Source organism: Streptomyces sp. TBY4, assembly GCF_024213195.1.
Taxonomy (GTDB): Bacteria; Actinomycetota; Actinomycetes; order Streptomycetales; family Streptomycetaceae; genus Streptomyces.
The window spans coordinates 65,169-81,117 of sequence record NZ_JANAVF010000003.1 but is presented as its reverse complement, the minus strand read 5'-3'; the positions used below and the strand labels follow the sequence as shown (position 1 = coordinate 81,117).

17 protein-coding genes are annotated in these 15,949 nt (G+C 71.8%); 6 read left to right on the top strand and 11 right to left on the bottom strand.

Annotated features, from left to right (window positions below; all coding sequences use genetic code 11):
* Positions 1-5 precede the first annotated feature (5 nt).
* The 3 genes from NLX94_RS08230 to NLX94_RS08220 all read right to left on the bottom strand — a co-directional run bounded on the left by NLX94_RS08230 (position 6) and on the right by NLX94_RS08220 (position 2,075).
* On the bottom strand, positions 6-587 hold the full coding sequence (locus tag NLX94_RS08230) for a hypothetical protein (protein ID WP_254381953.1): 582 nt from the start codon (positions 585-587) through the stop codon (positions 6-8).
* A gap of 252 nt (positions 588-839) precedes the next feature.
* A complete protein-coding gene (locus tag NLX94_RS08225; RefSeq protein ID WP_254381952.1) occupies positions 840-1,013 on the bottom strand; it encodes a hypothetical protein in 174 nt (57 codons plus the stop codon).
* A 102-nt stretch (positions 1,014-1,115) separates the two neighbouring features.
* Complete coding sequence (locus tag NLX94_RS08220) at positions 1,116-2,075, bottom strand: universal stress protein (protein ID WP_254381951.1); 960 nt, start codon at positions 2,073-2,075, stop codon at positions 1,116-1,118.
* A gap of 193 nt (positions 2,076-2,268) precedes the next feature.
* Here NLX94_RS08220 and upp point away from each other — a divergent pair, with 193 nt between their 5' ends.
* Positions 2,269-2,904, top strand: a complete 636-nt coding sequence (upp, locus tag NLX94_RS08215; RefSeq protein ID WP_254381950.1) for a uracil phosphoribosyltransferase — start codon at positions 2,269-2,271, stop codon at positions 2,902-2,904.
* Positions 2,905-3,005: 101 nt separating this feature from the next.
* On the opposite strand, the gene NLX94_RS08210 is transcribed toward upp, so the two are convergent.
* Complete coding sequence (locus NLX94_RS08210; RefSeq protein WP_254381949.1) at positions 3,006-3,656, bottom strand: LytR C-terminal domain-containing protein; 651 nt, start codon at positions 3,654-3,656, stop codon at positions 3,006-3,008.
* 132 nt (positions 3,657-3,788) lie between these two features.
* A complete protein-coding gene (locus NLX94_RS08205) occupies positions 3,789-4,085 on the bottom strand; it encodes a type II toxin-antitoxin system VapB family antitoxin (protein ID WP_112446725.1) in 297 nt (98 codons plus the stop codon).
* Positions 4,086-4,173: 88 nt separating this feature from the next.
* Between NLX94_RS08205 and NLX94_RS08200 the strand changes: the two genes are divergently transcribed.
* Positions 4,174-5,766 (top strand): helicase HerA-like domain-containing protein, encoded by a 1,593-nt coding sequence (locus NLX94_RS08200; protein WP_254381948.1) that lies wholly within the window; start codon positions 4,174-4,176, stop codon positions 5,764-5,766.
* 81 nt (positions 5,767-5,847) lie between these two features.
* Entirely contained in the window at positions 5,848-6,783 is a 936-nt protein-coding gene (gene opcA / locus NLX94_RS08195) for a glucose-6-phosphate dehydrogenase assembly protein OpcA (RefSeq protein ID WP_254381947.1), read from the top strand.
* Here opcA and NLX94_RS08190 read toward each other — a convergent pair.
* Both NLX94_RS08190 and NLX94_RS08185 read right to left on the bottom strand, forming a co-directional pair.
* Positions 6,729-7,205 carry a cupin domain-containing protein gene (locus NLX94_RS08190; protein WP_254381946.1) on the bottom strand — a complete coding sequence of 159 codons (477 nt, stop codon included), beginning with the start codon at positions 7,203-7,205 and terminating at the stop codon, positions 6,729-6,731. The genes opcA and NLX94_RS08190 overlap by 55 nt on opposite strands.
* A 54-nt stretch (positions 7,206-7,259) precedes the next feature.
* Positions 7,260-7,910, bottom strand: coding sequence for an HhH-GPD-type base excision DNA repair protein (locus tag NLX94_RS08185; RefSeq protein ID WP_254381945.1), 651 nt, complete (start codon positions 7,908-7,910; stop codon positions 7,260-7,262).
* 108 nt (positions 7,911-8,018) lie between these two features.
* Here NLX94_RS08185 and NLX94_RS08180 point away from each other — a divergent pair, with 108 nt between their 5' ends.
* The gene (locus NLX94_RS08180; protein ID WP_254381944.1) at positions 8,019-8,831 is read left to right on the top strand and encodes a VOC family protein; all 813 of its coding nucleotides are present in this window, start codon (positions 8,019-8,021) and stop codon (positions 8,829-8,831) included.
* Between the two features lie 22 nt (positions 8,832-8,853).
* Here the strand turns inward: NLX94_RS08180 and NLX94_RS08175 are convergent, their stop codons facing one another.
* Positions 8,854-9,201 (bottom strand): DoxX family protein, encoded by a 348-nt coding sequence (locus NLX94_RS08175; protein WP_254381943.1) that lies wholly within the window; start codon positions 9,199-9,201, stop codon positions 8,854-8,856.
* 270 nt (positions 9,202-9,471) lie between these two features.
* Between NLX94_RS08175 and NLX94_RS08170 the strand changes: the two genes are divergently transcribed.
* Positions 9,472-9,891 (top strand): molybdopterin-binding protein, encoded by a 420-nt coding sequence (locus NLX94_RS08170; protein ID WP_254381942.1) that lies wholly within the window; start codon positions 9,472-9,474, stop codon positions 9,889-9,891.
* Positions 9,892-9,901: 10 nt separating this feature from the next.
* Here NLX94_RS08170 and NLX94_RS08165 read toward each other — a convergent pair whose 3' ends face one another.
* From NLX94_RS08165 to NLX94_RS08155, 3 genes are all read right to left on the bottom strand, one after another.
* Positions 9,902-10,348, bottom strand: coding sequence for a molybdopterin-dependent oxidoreductase (locus NLX94_RS08165; protein ID WP_254381941.1), 447 nt, complete (start codon positions 10,346-10,348; stop codon positions 9,902-9,904).
* A 116-nt stretch (positions 10,349-10,464) separates the two neighbouring features.
* Positions 10,465-13,266: a molybdopterin-dependent oxidoreductase gene (locus NLX94_RS08160; RefSeq protein ID WP_254381940.1), complete on the bottom strand. Its 2,802-nt coding sequence runs from the start codon at positions 13,264-13,266 to the stop codon at positions 10,465-10,467.
* Positions 13,263-14,111, bottom strand: coding sequence for a xanthine dehydrogenase family protein subunit M (locus NLX94_RS08155; protein ID WP_254381939.1), 849 nt, complete (start codon positions 14,109-14,111; stop codon positions 13,263-13,265). Before NLX94_RS08155 ends, NLX94_RS08160 begins: the two co-directional genes overlap by 4 nt.
* Positions 14,112-14,367: 256 nt before the next feature.
* Between NLX94_RS08155 and NLX94_RS08150 the strand changes: the two genes are divergently transcribed.
* On the top strand, positions 14,368-15,846 hold the full coding sequence (locus NLX94_RS08150; protein ID WP_254381938.1) for a PucR family transcriptional regulator: 1,479 nt from the start codon (positions 14,368-14,370) through the stop codon (positions 15,844-15,846).
* Positions 15,847-15,949: the final 103 nt, after the last annotated feature.

Genomic DNA, 15,949 nt, shown 5'->3' with positions numbered 1-15,949 from the left:
GATCACTAGCGGACGGCCTCCAGGACCTCGGTGGCGCCGAGCGACTCGGCGATCTCCGAGAGCGCGTCCCCGTCCAGGGTCATCAGTTGTTTGTGGCTCACCCCGAGGTCGTCGAGCAGCCGGGGGTCGCCGAGCGGGCCGGCGGGTGCCGGTTCGGATCCGGCACGTACATCGTGGCTGCCGTCCGCGTCGTCGTCCTCCTCCTCGTCTCTGTCGGCGGGGCCGCCGTCCGGGTAGGAGGCGACGACCTCGTCCTCGCCGTCCTCGGTGCCGTCGAGGTCCAGCTCGTCGAGTTCGTCGTCCTCGTCGTCCTTGCCGAGCAGCTCGTCGGTCAGCATCGAGCCGTAGGAGCTGCGGGAAGCGGCGGAGGCGTTGGACACGTAGAAGCGCGGGTCCTCCTCGCCGTCCACCCGGACGACCCCGAACCAGGTGTCCTCCTGTTCGATGAGGGCTACCACCGTGTCGTCGTCGACAGAGGCGGAGCGGGCGAGATCGATCAGATCACTCAGAGACTCGACATCGTCGAGTTCCATGTCGCTCGCTTCCCACCCGTCTTCGGTGCGCGCGAGCAGTGCGGCGAAATACACCGTGACTCTCCCACTGGTCATAGGCGTGCCGGTTGGAGTTCCCCCCGGCCGGAGGTGGGTGGGGGTGGAACGGCCCTCTGCTCGCCGTTTCGTACCCCGCCCAGTCGGCATCGTGGCAGAAACGGAGCCATTGCGAGAGGTCTTCCGCGCCGTGGCGCTGGCCGCGCGTGTTGTACGGGGCCTCGTGCCGGGGCCCGCGCGGCGGCTGTGCGGCGGCTGTGCGGCACCCTGCCGGGGCCCGCGGGCAGGGCCTCACCAGCGGAAGGTGCGCATGCGCATCTGCTGGCGCATGCGGGCGGCGCGGGCGCGTCTGGGCTGGACCCGGTCGCGCAGTTCCCGGGCCTCGTGCAGGTCACGGAGGAACTGCGCGCGCCGGGCTCTGCGCTGCGCCGTCGTCTCCAGTGGCTCGTGGTCGTCTTCGGGCATGGGTCACCGCCCCAGGCTGGTCCGGTCCGGTCCGTCCCCCCGAACCCACCTTCCCCCGGACCGGCCGGTTGATGCCACCTTCTGGCACGACTCGACAGGAATTCAGTCGGATTCCGACAATCCCGGCGTCTCCGTCAGGGTCGGGACGATCGCCACCGGCCCGTGCGCGTGCTGCAGCACGGCGTTCGCGACCGAGCCCATCATCAGGGACCGGATGTGCCGGCGCGGGTGGTGACGGCCCACGACGACCAGCGCCGCCGAGTTCGAGGTGGCGACGAGGCGCCCGGCCGCGTCCCCGGGCACCGCGGCCTGCTCGACGGGCACGGCCGGGTACTTCGCCCGGAACGGCGCGAGCCGCTCCGTCTGGGAGCGCAGCATCTCCCGCTCGGCCGGCACCGCGTCCTCGTCCTCCCCCGCCAGGGCCTCCGGCGGGATCACGGCGAAGGGGCTGTCGATCACCATCGTCGGCGAGGGCGGGATGCTGTACGCCGACACCACCTGCAGGGTGGTGCCCCGCGCGGCGGCCTCCGTGAACGCGAAGTCCAGGACGTTGTCGGGGGTCTCCGCGGCGTGCAGCCCCAGTACGACCCGCCCCGCCGATGCCTGGGAGGCCACGTCCACTCCGCGCGCCGCGTGCGCGACCACGACCACGGGGCAGGCGGCGCTGGTGGACACGGCGCGGCTGTTCGAGCCCAGCAGCAGTGCGGCGAAGCCGCCGCGGCCCCGGGAGCCCATCACCAGCATCCGGGCGCCCTCCCCGATGTCCCGCAGGGCCTCCGGGACGGAGCCCTCCAGGGTCTCGTAGCGGACTTCGGAGGGGAGCGGGCCGCCGGCGGCCAGGTGGGCCCGTATCCGTGTGCTGACGGGGTCCTCGGTCTCCTCGGGCTCGGTGCGGTCGTAGAGGGAGGAACGGCGTGCCGCGTACAGCTGGGCGCTGTCGGAGAGCACGTGGGCGACGACGAGCCCCGTGCCGTGGCGCACTGCTGCAGCCCTTGCCCACTCCAGGGCCTTGAGGCTGTGTTCGGATCCGTCGACGGCGGCGATCACCATTGCGTGAGTCATCAGTCCAGCGTGCTGGGGGTCCGGGCGGGTCGCATCTCCACGGGTTTCCGGGCGTGGCCGCCGCTTCGGGCGCGAAGGGGTGGGAGCAGCGCGTAGCCTTTTGGGTGTGGGTCGCGTGGTTGCGGCCGTTTTCGCAGGTAGCGGCGGTGCAGGTCGCAGCTTTTGCTGCGGCAGCCGAGTCTTGGAGGATGTTGTGCGTTTGCAGGTCGTGGATCACCCGTTGGTGGCGCACAAACTCACCACTCTGCGCGACAAGCGCACCGACTCCCCCACCTTCCGGCGCCTCGCCGACGAGCTGGTGACCCTGCTCGCGTACGAGGCGACCCGGGACGTGCGGACCGAGCAGGCCGACATCGTCACGCCGGTGGGTCCGACCACCGGCGTGAAGCTCTCCTACCCGCGGCCGCTGGTCGTACCGATCCTGCGCGCCGGTCTCGGCATGCTCGACGGCATGGTGCGGCTGCTGCCGACCGCCGAGGTCGGCTTCCTCGGCATGGTCCGCAACGAGGAGACCCTGGAGGCCTCCACGTACGCGACGCGCATGCCGGAGGACCTCTCGGGCCGCCAGGTCTACGTGGTGGACCCGATGCTCGCCACCGGCGGAACGCTCGTCGCGGCGATCAAGGAGCTCATCAAGCGCGGTGCGGACGACGTGACCGCGGTGGTGCTGCTGGCCGCGCCCGAGGGCGTCGAGATCATGGAGCGCGAGCTGGCGGGCACGCCGGTGACGGTGGTGACGGCCGCGGTGGACGAGCGGCTCAATGAGCAGGGCTACATCGTGCCCGGGCTGGGCGACGCGGGCGACCGCATGTACGGCTCCGCGGAGTAGCGGCGGGCCTTCCCGAGCGTCCGGCGAGCCGGAAGAAGCCCGGCCCCCTCGGGGTGCCGGGCTTCGTCACGTGGTCAGTGCCGCTTCAGCGCTTCAGCGCTTCAGCACTTCTTCGCGGGCGCGGCCGCGGGCTGGGGGTTGGCCAGGGCGGCCAGGGCCTTGTCCGCGTCGGCCTTCGGCGTGAGCTCCTTGAAGCCGTCGCCCAGGATCAGGTCGATGTCCGCGGTCTCGCGCGTGTCGGTCTGCTGGGTGGCGCCGGCGAGGTTGGTGCCGAGGACGGAGAAGGCGGCCTTGTCGGTCTTCGGGGAGCCGATCAGTATCCCGGCGCCCGGGACCTTCTTGTCGAAGTCGGCGGGGGCGTTGCCGACCTTGCCGACGGCGAAGCCGCGGAGCTTGAGCTCGTCGCCCACGGCCTTGGCGAGGCCCGCGCGCGGGGTCGCGTTGTAGACGTTGACGGTGATGCCGCCGGGCGGCGGGAGGACGACCTGTGGTGCGGCGGAGGAGGCGGAGCCCGCCTGGGGAGCGGCGGAGGCGCAGTCCTTGGCCGCGGCGGCCGTCTTGCGTTTGTCCTCGTCGTCGCCGAACACGTCGATGAGCTGCAGGGCCCCGTAGGCGATCAGGGCGAGCCCGATGACCGATCCGAGCACCATGAGGACGATCCTGCGACGGCGTCGAGGGCGGGTCATGCGGGGGTACGCCGCACCCGTGACCTTGTACTTTCCGCCCATGCCAGGGGGAGTGAGCATGCTCATGAGCGCAGCGTAATGCCGAGCGCTGCGGATGCCCACTGAATCATCTGTTGATAGGGCAAGCCTGACCCGAAAGGCGCAACCGGGAGCTATCCGGCACTCGGGAGGGTCTGCCGGGCCTCGGGGGCGGGCGGGTCAGCCCAGTTCGAGGACGCGCGCGTGCAGGACCTGGCGCTGCTGGAGCGCGGCGCGGACGGCGCGGTGCAGGCCGTCCTCCAGGTACAGGTCGCCCTGCCACTTCACGACGTGGGCGAAGAGGTCCCCGTAGAAGGTCGAATCCTCGGCGAGCAGCGTCTCGAGGTCGAGCTGGCCCTTGGTGGTCACAAGCTGATCGAGCCGGACCGGGCGCGGGGCGACGTCCGCCCACTGCCGGGTGGTTTCCCTGCCGTGGTCGGGGTACGGCCGCCTGTTTCCGATGCGCTTGAAGATCACACGGAAAGCCTACCGGGCGGGGGCCTGCGGGCGCAGCCTCGCGACGACGGTGCAAAGGTGGCACATAGTGCTATTTCGGGAGTGATACATGAGCCAGAGCACCGACTCCGCGTCCCCTGTCGCGTCCCCCGCCGGGCAGATCGCCGAGGGGTACGCCTTCACCGGTCCCGCGCTTGATCTGGGGGCCCTGCTCTGGGACGGGACCTGCCTGCCGGAGCACCAGATCCGCATCCCCCTGTCGATGCTCAACCGGCACGGACTGGTCGCGGGTGCCACCGGAACGGGCAAGACCAAGACCCTGCAGCTCATCGCCGAGCAGCTGTCCGCCAACGGCGTTCCGGTCTTCCTCGCGGACATCAAGGGCGATGTCTCGGGGATCTCGGCGCCCGGCGCGACCAACGACAAGATCGAGGAACGGGCCAAGGACGTGGCCCAGGAATGGGAGGGCACCGGATTCCCCAGCGAGTTCTACTCACTGGGCGGGATCGGCCCCGGAATCCCGCTCCGGTCCACCGTGACGAGCTTCGGCCCGGTCCTGATGTCCAAGGTGCTCCAGCTGAACCAGACCCAGGAACAGTCGCTGGGGCTGATCTTCCACTACGCCGACACCAAGGGCCTGGAGCTGATCGACCTCAAGGACCTGCGGGCGGTCGTCGCGTTCCTCGTCTCGGACAAGGGGAAGCCCGAACTCAAGGGCATCGGCGGACTGTCCACGGTGACCGCCGGAGTGATCCTGCGGGCGCTCACCGCCTTCGAACAGCAGGGGGCCGCGGAATTCTTCGGCGAGCCCGAATTCGACACCAGCGAATTCCTCCGTACGGCGGCGGACGGGCGCGGACTGGTCTCCGTACTGGAGCTCCCGGCGGTCCAGGACAAACCGCAGCTCTTCTCCACCTTCCTGATGTGGCTGCTGGCGGATCTCTACACCGATCTCCCGGAAGTCGGCGATCTGGAGAAGCCCAAGCTGGTCTTCTTCTTCGACGAGGCGCACCTGCTGTTCAACGGGGCCTCGAAGGCCTTCCTCGAAGCCATCACGCAGACGGTCCGGCTGATCCGCTCCAAGGGCGTCGGCGTCTTCTTCGTCACCCAGACCCCCAAGGACGTGCCGGCCGACGTGCTGGCGCAGCTCGGCAACCGGGTGCAGCACGCGCTGCGCGCCTTCACCCCGGACGACGCCAAGGCGCTGAAGGCCACGGTGAAGACCTTCCCGAACTCCGAGTACGACCTGGAGGAGCTGCTGACCCAGCTGGGGACGGGCGAGGCGGTGATCACGGTGCTCAGCGAGAAGGGCGCGCCGACCCCGGTGGCGGCGACCCGGCTGCGGGCCCCGCAGTCGCTGATGGGGCCGATCGACGCGGCCGCGCTCGACCAGGCGGTGAAGTCCTCGCTGCTCTGGTCGCGGTACGCGGAGCCCGTCGACCGCGAGTCGGCGTACGAGAAGATCAGCGCCGAGCAGGCGGCGGCGGAGGCGCAAGCCGAGGCAGCGGCCGCCGCGGCGGAGGCGGAGAAGCAGGCGAAGGAGGCCGCGAAGGCCGCGAAGGCCGCGCCCAAGCCGGATCCCTCGCTGGCGGAGCAGGTGGTGGGCAGCGGGCTGTTCCGCTCCCTGGCCAGGTCGATCGGTACGCAGCTGGGGCGCGAGATCTCCCGGTCCATCTTCGGCACGGCCAGGCGGCGCCGCTGAACCTGCCGGGCGGGCCGGTCGGGGGATTCCCGTAACCCGGAGCCGTACCCGGGGCCCCGTCCGGCCTGCGAGACTCGGAACATGCGGACCGAACTCACCGATACGACTTCCAGCAAGGTCAACCGGGCCCTGCTCGACGCACGACGGGCCGTCGGGAGCCCCGCGATGGGGCTGGTGCTCAACCTCCTCGTCGCCACCGACGAGGAGAACGCCTACGACGCCGTCCGCGCGGCCTCCGAGGCCTCGCGGGAGCACCCCTGCCGGATCATCGCGGTGATCAAGCGCACCGCGCGCGGATCCCACCGGCTGCGCCAGAACCGGCTCGACGCCGAGCTGCGGGTCGGCTCCGACGCCGGGTCCGGGGAGATCGTGCTGCTCCGGCTGCACGGGACGCTCACCGAGCACGCGGGCTCCGTGGTGCTCCCCCTGCTGGTGCCGGACGCGCCCGTGGTGGCCTGGTGGCCCGCCGACGCCCCGGACGCGCCCGCGCGGGATCCGCTGGGCGCCCTCGCGCAGCGCCGGATCACGGACGCCGAGGCGGCCGCCGACCCGGTCGGCGCGCTCGACGTCCGGGCCGGCACCTACGAGCCCGGGGACACCGATCTGGCCTGGACCCGCCTGACCCCGTGGCGGTCGCTGCTGGCCGCCGCCCTGGACCAGAAGCCGCTCCCGGTGACGGGCGCGGCCGTGGAGAGCGAGCCCGGGAACGCCAGCTCCGAGCTGCTGGCCCGCTGGCTGGAGGACCGGCTCGGGGTGCCCGTGGCGCGGGTGGCGACCGAGGGTCCGGTCATCACCCGGGTCCTGCTGACGACCACGGCCGGGGAGATCCGCGTGGACCGCCCCGACGGGGCCCTGGCCACCCTGCTGCTGCCGGGCAGCCCCGACCGCAAGGTGGCGCTGAAGATCCGCAGCAGTGCCGAGCTCATAGCGGAGGAGCTGCGAAGGCTCGACGCCGACGAGATCTACGCTTCGGCGCTGCGCTTCAGGCGGCCGGCCCAGGCCTCGCTCTCCGCGTAGTGGTTGTCGTAGACCGGCTGGCTGTCGATGATGTCCTGCACGGTGGCCTCGCCGGCCCGGACCCGGCCGAGCAGCCGGTAGTAGTCGAAGCGGCCCATGCCGGGGGTGAAGCCGACGAAGACCTCAGCGGTGCTGTCCGCGGCCGGGGCGAAGGCGTGCTTCACACCGGGGGGCACGGCGAGGAAGTCGCCCTTGGTCAGGGTGTGTATCTCGTCGCCGAGCAGGACGTCGAGCCTGCCCTCCGTGACGTGGAAGAACTCGGTCGCCTTGGTGTGGAAGTGCACCGGGGCACCCGCGGCGCCGACCTCGAAGGTGGCCGTGTTGCAGGTGAGCTCGGCGGTGTCCGTGAGCAGCGTGATCAGGCTGCCGGGGCCGTCGGAGATGATCTCGGCAGTGGCGGCGCGGGTCAGGTTCTCAGTCATGATCACGAGCTTAGGGGCGGGGTCTGACAACGGGCTCGACACTCGCCCGAACGGTCAATTCCGCTTACTGGAACCGCTGGTGGCCGCTTTCTCCGCCTTCGCGGCGGCCTTCGCCTCCTGCTTGTGCGCGCGCACCTTGGCCAGCGATTCCGGGCCGGTGATGTCCGCCGCCGACCGGTAGACGTGCGCCGGCCCGTACCCGCCGGCCGCCTCGCGCCAGCCGCGCGGCCGCACCCCGAACCGCTTGCCGAGCAGTGCCAGGAAGATCTGCGCCTTCTGCTCCCCGAAGCCGGGCAGTGCCCGCAGCCGCGCCAGCAGCTCGGCCCCGGTGCCCGCGTCGGCCCACACCGCCGCCGCGTCCCCTTCGTAGTGCTCCACCAGGTACGCGCACAGCTGCTGCACCCGCTTCGCCATCGACCCCGGGTAGCGGTGCACCGCCGGCTTCTCCGAGAGCAGGGCGGCGAACGCCTCCGGGTCGTAGGCGGCGATCGCGTGCGCGTCCAGGTCGTCGGAGCCGAGGCGCCGGGCGATCGTCCAGGGCCCCGCGAACGCCCATTCCATGGGGACCTGCTGGTCCAGCAGCATCCCGACCAGCGCGGCGAGCGGGCTGCGCCCGAGGAGCTCGTCGGCCTCCGGCTGCTGGGCGAGCCGGATGGTGACGCCCTTGTCCGTGTCGGGCTCGTGCTTGTCGTTCCTGTCGTCCATGTACCCAGGGTCCCGCGCGGAGGTGCTCCCCGCGCGATTGTCGGACCCCGCGCCTAGCGTGAGTACCGAGACGGGTCACGTCGTACACGACACAGGAGTCGATCGATCATGGCTGAGTTCACGGAAGGCGCGCCCTGCTGGGTGGACGCGATGTTCTCCGACCTGGAGGGCGCGAAGACCTTCTACGCCGATGTGCTGGGCTGGACCTTCGGAGAGTCCAGCAGCGAGTACGGGAACTACACGCAGGCCTACTCCGACGGCAAGGCCGTCGCGGCGGTGGTGCCGCCGATGCCGGGGGCGGAGGGCCATTCGCAATGGTGTCTCTACCTCTCCTCGCCCGATGCCGAGGCCACGGCCGCGAAGATCAAGGCGGCCGGTGGCGAGCTCCTGATGGAGCCGATGCAGGTCGGCTCCTTCGGCACGATGGCCATCGCGAAGGAGCCGAGCGGCGCCGTCTTCGGCGTCTGGCAGCCGGGCGACCACAAGGGCTTCGAGAAGACGGGCGAGCCGGGCGCGTACTGCTGGGCCGAGTTCTTCTCGCGCGACGTGGCCAAGGCGGACGCGTTCCTCCCGCAGGTCTTCCCGTACGGGTCCCAGCAGATGGACGCCGGCGACGACCCCGAGATGGCCGGCATGGACTTCAAGGTCTTCAGCCTGGGCGGCCCGGAGAACGCGGTGCTGGGCCGGATGAACATGGGCACCGACTTCCCGCCGGAGATCCCCTCCTACGTCCAGGTCTACTTCGCCGTCCCGGACTGCGACGAGGCGGTCGCCAAGACCCAGGCGCACGGAGGGAAGCTGCACTTCGGCCCGATGGACAGCCCCTTCGGCCGCTTCGCGGCGGTGACGGACCCGCAGGGCGCGGCGTTCGCCGTGATCGACGTGGCGAAGACGGTCGGCGAGATGCCGAAGTTCGGCTGACGGGCGGAGTTCGGCTGACGCCCTACGCGGCGAAGCCGAGGGTGAAGGCGGCGACGACCGGGGCCATGTAGATCACCGGGAAGGGGGCGTGGGCGTAGGCCCGGGCCCGGAGCACGGTGATCACGGCGCCGGTGTAGTAGAGGACCAGGCCGATGCCGGCCGCGATCCCGACGGCCGGGACGAAGAGCCCGGCCAACAGGCCCAGGGCTCCGGCCGCCTTGGCCGCACCGAGCGGGGTCCACCAGGCCCGGGGGACCCCGTACTGCTCCATGGCCTCCACCACCCAGGGGGCGCGGCGCAGGAGCGAGTACCCCGAGAAGCCCGACATGGCGGCGGCGAGGACGGCGACGACGGTGGCGGCGATCTGCATGAGGGGCTCCTCGGTAGGCGGTGCGGTGCGGTGATTTCTCTTCCTCACCGCACTGACCCGCGCCGCCCCGCGTGTGTGACAGGAACCCGGGAGAAACTCCGGAGATTCTTCTTCCCGCGCATCGGCCAGCCGCCCGGGTGGTTCCGGGTGGCGGATGCGACGGGTCGTCAGCAAGCCGGCGCCGGGCCGCATAGCGTCGATCCCGTACGGCTCGCGGATCCCCCCGGGCCGTGCGCACGGAACCGTCTACTGCAAGAGGTCGTACCACTCATGAGCCTGAGCATCCGCAACCAGATCGCCGGCACCGTCACCTCCGTCACCTCGGGCGAGGCCATGACGACGGTCAAGGTCCGCCTGGAAGGCGGCCAGGACATCACCGCGGCGATCACCACCGACGCCGTCAAGGACCTCGGCCTCGCCGCGGGCTCCTCCGTGAAGGCGCTGGTCAAGGCCACCGAAGTCGCCCTGGCCACCGGCGCCGTCGACGGCATCTCCATCCGCAACCAGATCGCCGGCACCGTGGTCGACGTCTCCGCCGGCGGCGCCATGGCGTCCGTCCGGGTGGACGTGAACGGCGGCGGGCTGACCGCCGCCATCACCAAGGACGCCGTCGAGGCGCTCGGCCTGACCGCCGGGTCCTCCGTCGTCGCGCTGATCAAGTCGACCGAGATCTCCCTCGCGACGGCCTGAGGCCCCCGCCCTACAGGCCCAGGCTCGGCGGCGACAGCGCGCCGAACCACACGTGCGTGACCGCGCTGACGTAGCGCGCCCCGCACCGGTCCGAGGGGACCACCAGCTGCGCACCCGCCCCGTCGAGGTCCTCACCGTCGAGGCGGGTCGCCAGCAGCACCGGGCTCCCGCCGAAGTCGGCGTCCAACTCGGCCCAGGACAGCATCGAATGGTGTCCGTCCCCGCCGGTCACCGCGAGCAGGAATCGCGAACGGTCCTTGCGGCGGCGGGCGTCGAAGGCCGGACCGGCGTCCGAGACGACCTCCCGGAGCAACGCCCCCTCGAACACGTGGTGTTGCGGACCGTTGGTCGCGCAGTCGAACGTGACCGCGGCCCGGTGCTGTGCCCAGTCCCGCAGGTCCGCGACGCTGAGCGTGGCCGGGTGGTCCAGGTCTCCGTGCAGCATGAGTTTGGCCATGGGTCAGTCATGCCCGGCGCCGCGGCCCGCAGAACCTCATCTGCGAGGTTGGTCTCATGATATGAGCCGCAACTGTACGGGACTTCGTCGAATCCGCCTGGCAAATCTGACTGTTGTCAGCGCCCGCCCCCGGCTTCGTGGATCTTCTGCCAGACCACGTCCCGCGTCACCGGCATCTCCGTGAACCGGACCCCCGTCGCGTCCCGCAGCGCGTTGGCGAAGGCGGGGCCCACCGGGTTGAAGGGGCTCTCGGACATGGACTTGGCGCCGAGGGGGCCGATCGAGTCCGAGGTCTCCATGAAGTGGACCTCGGTGCGCGGGACGTCCGCGTACTGCGGGAGGCGGTAGCGGCGGAAGGCGGCCGTGGTGACCTCCCCGCGCTCGTCCACCCGTACGGTCTCGAAGAGGGTGGCGCCCAGGGCCTGGGCCACCCCGCCCTCGACCTGGCCGCGGCACTGCATCGGATTCATGACCTTGCCCGCGTCCGCCGCGTGGACGCTGCGCAGGATCTTCATCTCGCCCGTTCCGGGGTCGACCGCGAGGCGGAACCACTGGGCGTTGAAGGCCACCGAGCGCGGGGAGCCGCCCCAGTGCCCGTCGGCCGCGATCTCGTCGAGCCTGCCCTTCTCGTACGCGGCCTCGTACAGCTCCTTGAGGGTGACGACGCGGCCCGCGCAGTCGAAGGCCTCGGCCCCGAGCTTGCACAGGTGCCGGGCCACGCCCGTGTGGCGGGCGGCGAAGGTCTTGAGGCGCTCCGCGAGGGAGTCGGCGGCCAGCATCACCGCCTTTCCCGCTACCACGGTGCCGGCCGAGCCGAAGGCGCCGGTGTCGTGGCGGACCACGTCCGTGTCCGACTGGCGGACCGCGATCCGGTCGACCGTGGTGTTCAGCGCGCCCGCGGTGATCTGCTGGTGGACGGTGGTGGTGCCGTTGCCGAACTCCGCCGTGCCCACCGCGATGTCGTACGTGCCGTCGCGCAGCAGGCTGACCCGTGCGTCGGCGAAGTGGCCGCCGGGCGGCCCGGTCGCGATCATCGCGACCGCCGAGCCCGTCCCGGTGAGCCAGCCCTCGGGGACGTCCTCGTGGCTGCGGTCCTCGGCGATGGCCTTGCGGACGACGTCCATGCACTGCTTCATCCCGTACGAGGCGATGAAGAGGTCCTCCTCGTGGCCGATGGGGGTCACCATGGGGTCGCCGGGGCCGATGACGTTCTTCTCGCGCAGGACGAGCGGGTCCATATCGAGCCGGATCGCGAGCTCGTCCATCACCGATTCGAGGGCGAAGAGGACCTGGCCCAGGCCGTAGCCGCGGAAGGCGCCCGCCGGTACGCCGTTGGTGTAGACGGAGTACGCCTCCACCTCCTTGTTCGGCGCCTTGTAGACGGCGAAGGACTCGCCGACGCTGTGGAACATGACCGCGGGGCCGTGGTTGCCGTAGGCGCCGGTGTTGGAGAGCACGCGGATGCGCAGCGCGGTGAGGGTGCCGTCCTTCTTGGCGCCGATCTTGATGGTGATCTTGAAGGGGTGGCGGGTGGTGGCGCCGTAGAACTGCTCGGCCCGGGTGAATTCGAGTTTCACCGGGCGCCGCAGCTTCAGGGCGGCGAGGACGACGATGTCCTCGGTCAGCATCTCCTGCTTGCCGCCGAACCCGCCGCCCACGCGGCCCGCGACGACGCGGACCTCGTCCTCGTTCAGGTCGTAGAGGGCGCACAGCGCCCGCCGGGTCAGGAAGGGGGCCTGGGTGGAGGAGCGGACGGTGATGCGCTCGCCGTCGCCGTCCTCCCTGGGCTCGAAGTACGCGACGCTGCCGTGGGTCTCCAGGCTGGCGTGCTGCACGCGCTGGGTCAGATAAGTCTCCTCGTGGACGACGTCCGCCTCCGCATACCCCTTCTCCATGTCGCCGAGGGTGTTGTGGACCTCGCCGCACACGTTGTTCTCGGCGCGGAAGATCCCCGACTCGGGGCCCTTGGGGTGCAGGACGGGGGCGCCCGGCAGCATGGCCTCCTCCGGGTCGGTCACGTACGGCAGTTCCTCGTACGTGACCACCACGCGGCGGCAGCCCTCCTCGGCGGCCTGCTCGCTGTCGGCGACCACGGCGGCCACGCGCTGCCCGACGAAGCGGACCACGTCGTCCAGGACCCGGGTGTCCATCGGGTCCTCGGTGGGGTGCTCGTGACGGGCCGAGGAGTACAGCCGGTCCGGGGCGTCGTGATGGGTGAACACCGCGTGGACCCCGGGCACTTGGAGGGCATCGGTGGTGTCGATGGAGACGATGCGGGCGTGCGGGTGCGGGGAGCGCAGCAGCTTCATGTGGAGCAGGCCGGGGACGGCGACGTCGAAGGTGTAGCGGGCGGTGCCGGTGACGACCTGGGGGCCGGCGGGGGCGCCCGGGGACTTGCCGACGGCCTGCCCGGCCCCGGGGGCCTCGGTGTGCTTGACCCCGCGCACGGCGTCCTCGATGGCGCGGTACCCGGTGCAGCGGCAGATGTTGCCCTTGAAGGCGCGGGGGAGGTCGTCGAGCTTGCCGTCGTCGTGGGCGGTGCCCTGCTCGGCCTGGAGGGCGGAGGTGGTCATCAGGAAGCCGGCGGTGCAGAAACCGCACTGGAAGCCCTGGGCGTCGAGGAACTGCTGCTGGACGGGGTGGAGTTCCCCGCCGGGCGAGCACAGTCCCTCGACGGTGGTGACGGAGCGGCCCCCGGCGCGGACGGCCGGGTAGAGGCAGCTGTGGACCGGCTGCCCGTCGACGTGGACGGTGCAGGCCCCGCAGTCGCCCTGGTCGCAGCCCTTCTTCACGCCGAACCAGCCGCGGTCGCGGAGGTAGGTGCGCAGGCACTGGCCGGGGCGGGGCTCCTCGGTGAAGTGCTGCTTGTTGATGTCGATCCCGTAGCCGCTGTCGCCGCCGCTGCTGCTGCTGGTCATCGCAGTCCCTCCGGAGCGCCGTCGCCGTCACAGTCGGCCGTCAGTTCGCGGCGGACCTCCTCCGCCAGGCGCAGGCCCATGTGGCGCCGCCAGGCGGGCAGTCCGTGGATGTCGTCGTACCACTCGTCGGGCCGGACGGTGTCGTCGATCGTCCGGCGCAGTTCGGCCGCCGTGGGCGGCAGTGCGAACCAGAAGCGGAAGGGGCGGGTGGTGGCGGCCGAGACCGTGACGGCGAGGGAGCCGTCCTGGGGGTCGTAGGCGCCGATGACGAGGGCGCCGGAGCGGCCGAGACCGTAGAGGGAGGCCTGCCGGAAGGCGGTACGGGAGTCCAGGGCGCGGGCGGGCAGCCGCACCGAGCGCAGCAGCTCGCCGTCGCGCAGGTCCTTGACGCCGGCTCCGCGGATGAAGTCGGTGACGGGCAGGCGGCGGGTGGAGCCGTCCTGGCCCTGGAGGAGCGCGGTGCCGTCGAGGGCGGCGGTCAGGGAGATCACCGGGCCGGCGGGCAGGCCGTTGCAGAGGTTGCCGCCGACGGTCGCCATGTTCCAGATCTTGAAGCTGGCGAGGAAGGCCCGGCAGCACTGTTCGAAGAGCGGCGCGGCCGTGGCGGGCAGGGTCCGGCCGAAGCGGGACAGCTCGGTGATGGTGCAGGTGGCGGCGATGTCCAGGGAGCCGTCGGGGTGCCAGGACAGCGGGGGCCAGCCCATCCGGGAGAGGTCGACGAGACGGCGGAGGTGGGGCTGGGGCTCGGAGAAGAGGTACGTCCCGCCACCGAGCCAGGCGTCACCCGGACGCCAGGGTTCGCGGCGGCGTGCGTCGCGTACGTCGAGCACCGTGTTGAGGTCCATTTCCCGCCATCCTTTCCGTCGTCGTCTCGTCGGCCGAGCCGTCGGCCGTGTCGCTCTTTTCGGCCTTTCGTCAGTGAAACAACGGGCCGGGGGTCGGGACGACTGGTCCCCGACACGGAAAAACACCAGGGCCGCCAGGGTGTCTCTGGTGAATCATCCAAGAGGCTGTTCGGATAGTTGCCCTTGCATTTACCATGACAACTCTCATATTCGCCTCGCGATTGTGGGCTGCCACCCGCCGCAAGGAGTCCCCGTCATGCACGTCCTCGACCTGCTCCAGTCCGACAACCTCGGCCTCACCCTGCTGTGGGGCGAGCAGTCCCTTCTCGGCCAGGAGGTCAGCGGGGTGACCGCCACCGACCTGGAGGAGCCGGGCCGGTTCCTGGGCCCCGGAGAGCTCGTGCTCAGCGGCCTCGTGTGGTGGCGCCCGGGGGCGTCGGCCGCCGCCAGGACCGACCGCTTCGTCGCCGCCCTCGCCGACGCCGGGGCGCGGGCGCTGCTGGCCGGCGAGGAGACCCACGGAGGAGTGCCCGAGGAACTCGTCGCCGCCTGCCGGGCCCACCGGGTGCCGCTGGTGGCCGTGCCCGCCCGGACCAGCTTCCGGGCCGTCACCGAAGCGGTGTACCTGCGCCAGTGGGGCGACCTCAGCCGGCGCCCCACCCGGCACTTCGCGCTTCCCGAGAACGTGCGCAGCGAGCTCAGCCGGCTCCTGGAGGGCGGGGCCGGACCGGCGGAGCTGCTGGACCGGGCCTGTGCGCACCTGGGCCGGCTGCCCTGCTACCTGCTGACCGCCAGCGGCCGCACGGTGGCCCGTACCCCGTCCGCGCCCGCGATCCCGGCGCAGCGGGCCGCCTCCGCCGCGAAGGGCGGGGTCTCGCTGGGCGTCGAGGCCGAGAGCTCCCCGTACGACGCCTGGCTGCTGCACGTCCCGGACCCGGACGCGGCGCCGCCGCGGGTGCTCCACGAGATCGCCGGGGTCTTCGCGCAGTACCGCGACGGCCGGGCCCGCCCGGAGGCCGCGCGCCGGGCCGCCGGAGGGGAGCTGCTCGCCCTGGTGGCGGCCGGGGCCGAACCGGACCTGCTCGGCGCCGCGCTCCAGGCGGCCGGACTGCCCGCGGGGGGCCCGTACCGCGTGCTGACGGCGACCGACGGGGACGCGCTGGCGGAGGCACTGGGCCACCTGGAGGGCGCCCGGTGGGCGGCGGGGCCGGGCGGGGCGGTGCTGTACGAGGGGCCGGAGGAGGGTGCCTCCCCCGAAGCGGAGGCCGCCACCACCGGGCTCGCCGACCAACTGCGCACCGTGTGGCCGCTGCTCCAGGCGTGCGCCGGCCCGGACACCGACCTGCGGCTCGGTGTCGGCGCGCAGACGGCCTCGGCCGAGGGGCTACGCGCGTCACTCGGCCAGGCGCGCTTCGCGCTGACGGCGACGGACGGGGCGGTCGCGGTCCGCGGGGTCGAGCAGCTGGACACCCTGGCGGAACTGCTGTCGGGGGTCCCGCCGGAGGTCCGCGGGGTGTTCGGGGCGCGGACGCTGGGCGCGCTCGGGGACGGGATGCTGCGCGAGACCCTGGAGGTGTTCCTCGCGAACAACTGCTCGTGGACGCGCACCGCGGAGGCGCTGCACCTGCACGTGAACACGGTCCACTACCGGATCGAGCGCGTGGAGGCCCTCACCGGCCGCGACCTGTCGCGCCTCGACCACAAGCTGGACCTGTACGCGGCACTGCGCTGCTAGCAGGCCGGGCCGATCAGAAAGCCGGCTCGATGGCATGCGCGCAGCCCAGTGGGGAGAAAAACCTCCCATCCGCACCTTTAACCGGGTAAAAGGTGCGAAGGGC

Bases quoted from the DNA above. Each gene is read 5' to 3' on its own strand.
- NLX94_RS08225 (WP_254381952.1), bottom strand. From the start codon at position 1,013: ATGCCCGAAGACGACCACGAGCCACTGGAGACGACGGCGCAGCGCAGA.
- NLX94_RS08220 (WP_254381951.1), bottom strand. From the start codon at position 2,075: ATGACTCACGCAATGGTGATCGCCGCCGTCGACGGATCCGAACACAGC.
- NLX94_RS08210 (WP_254381949.1), bottom strand. From the start codon at position 3,656: ATGAGCATGCTCACTCCCCCTGGCATGGGCGGAAAGTACAAGGTCACG.
- NLX94_RS08200 (WP_254381948.1), top strand. From the start codon at position 4,174: ATGAGCCAGAGCACCGACTCCGCGTCCCCTGTCGCGTCCCCCGCCGGG.
- opcA (WP_254381947.1), top strand. From the start codon at position 5,848: ATGCGGACCGAACTCACCGATACGACTTCCAGCAAGGTCAACCGGGCC.
- NLX94_RS08190 (WP_254381946.1), bottom strand. From the start codon at position 7,205: ATGACTGAGAACCTGACCCGCGCCGCCACTGCCGAGATCATCTCCGAC.
- NLX94_RS08185 (WP_254381945.1), bottom strand. From the start codon at position 7,910: ATGGACGACAGGAACGACAAGCACGAGCCCGACACGGACAAGGGCGTC.
- NLX94_RS08180 (WP_254381944.1), top strand. From the start codon at position 8,019: ATGGCTGAGTTCACGGAAGGCGCGCCCTGCTGGGTGGACGCGATGTTC.
- NLX94_RS08175 (WP_254381943.1), bottom strand. From the start codon at position 9,201: ATGCAGATCGCCGCCACCGTCGTCGCCGTCCTCGCCGCCGCCATGTCG.
- NLX94_RS08170 (WP_254381942.1), top strand. From the start codon at position 9,472: ATGAGCCTGAGCATCCGCAACCAGATCGCCGGCACCGTCACCTCCGTC.
- NLX94_RS08165 (WP_254381941.1), bottom strand. From the start codon at position 10,348: ATGGCCAAACTCATGCTGCACGGAGACCTGGACCACCCGGCCACGCTC.
- NLX94_RS08160 (WP_254381940.1), bottom strand. From the start codon at position 13,266: ATGACCAGCAGCAGCAGCGGCGGCGACAGCGGCTACGGGATCGACATC.
- NLX94_RS08155 (WP_254381939.1), bottom strand. From the start codon at position 14,111: ATGGACCTCAACACGGTGCTCGACGTACGCGACGCACGCCGCCGCGAA.
- NLX94_RS08150 (WP_254381938.1), top strand. From the start codon at position 14,368: ATGCACGTCCTCGACCTGCTCCAGTCCGACAACCTCGGCCTCACCCTG.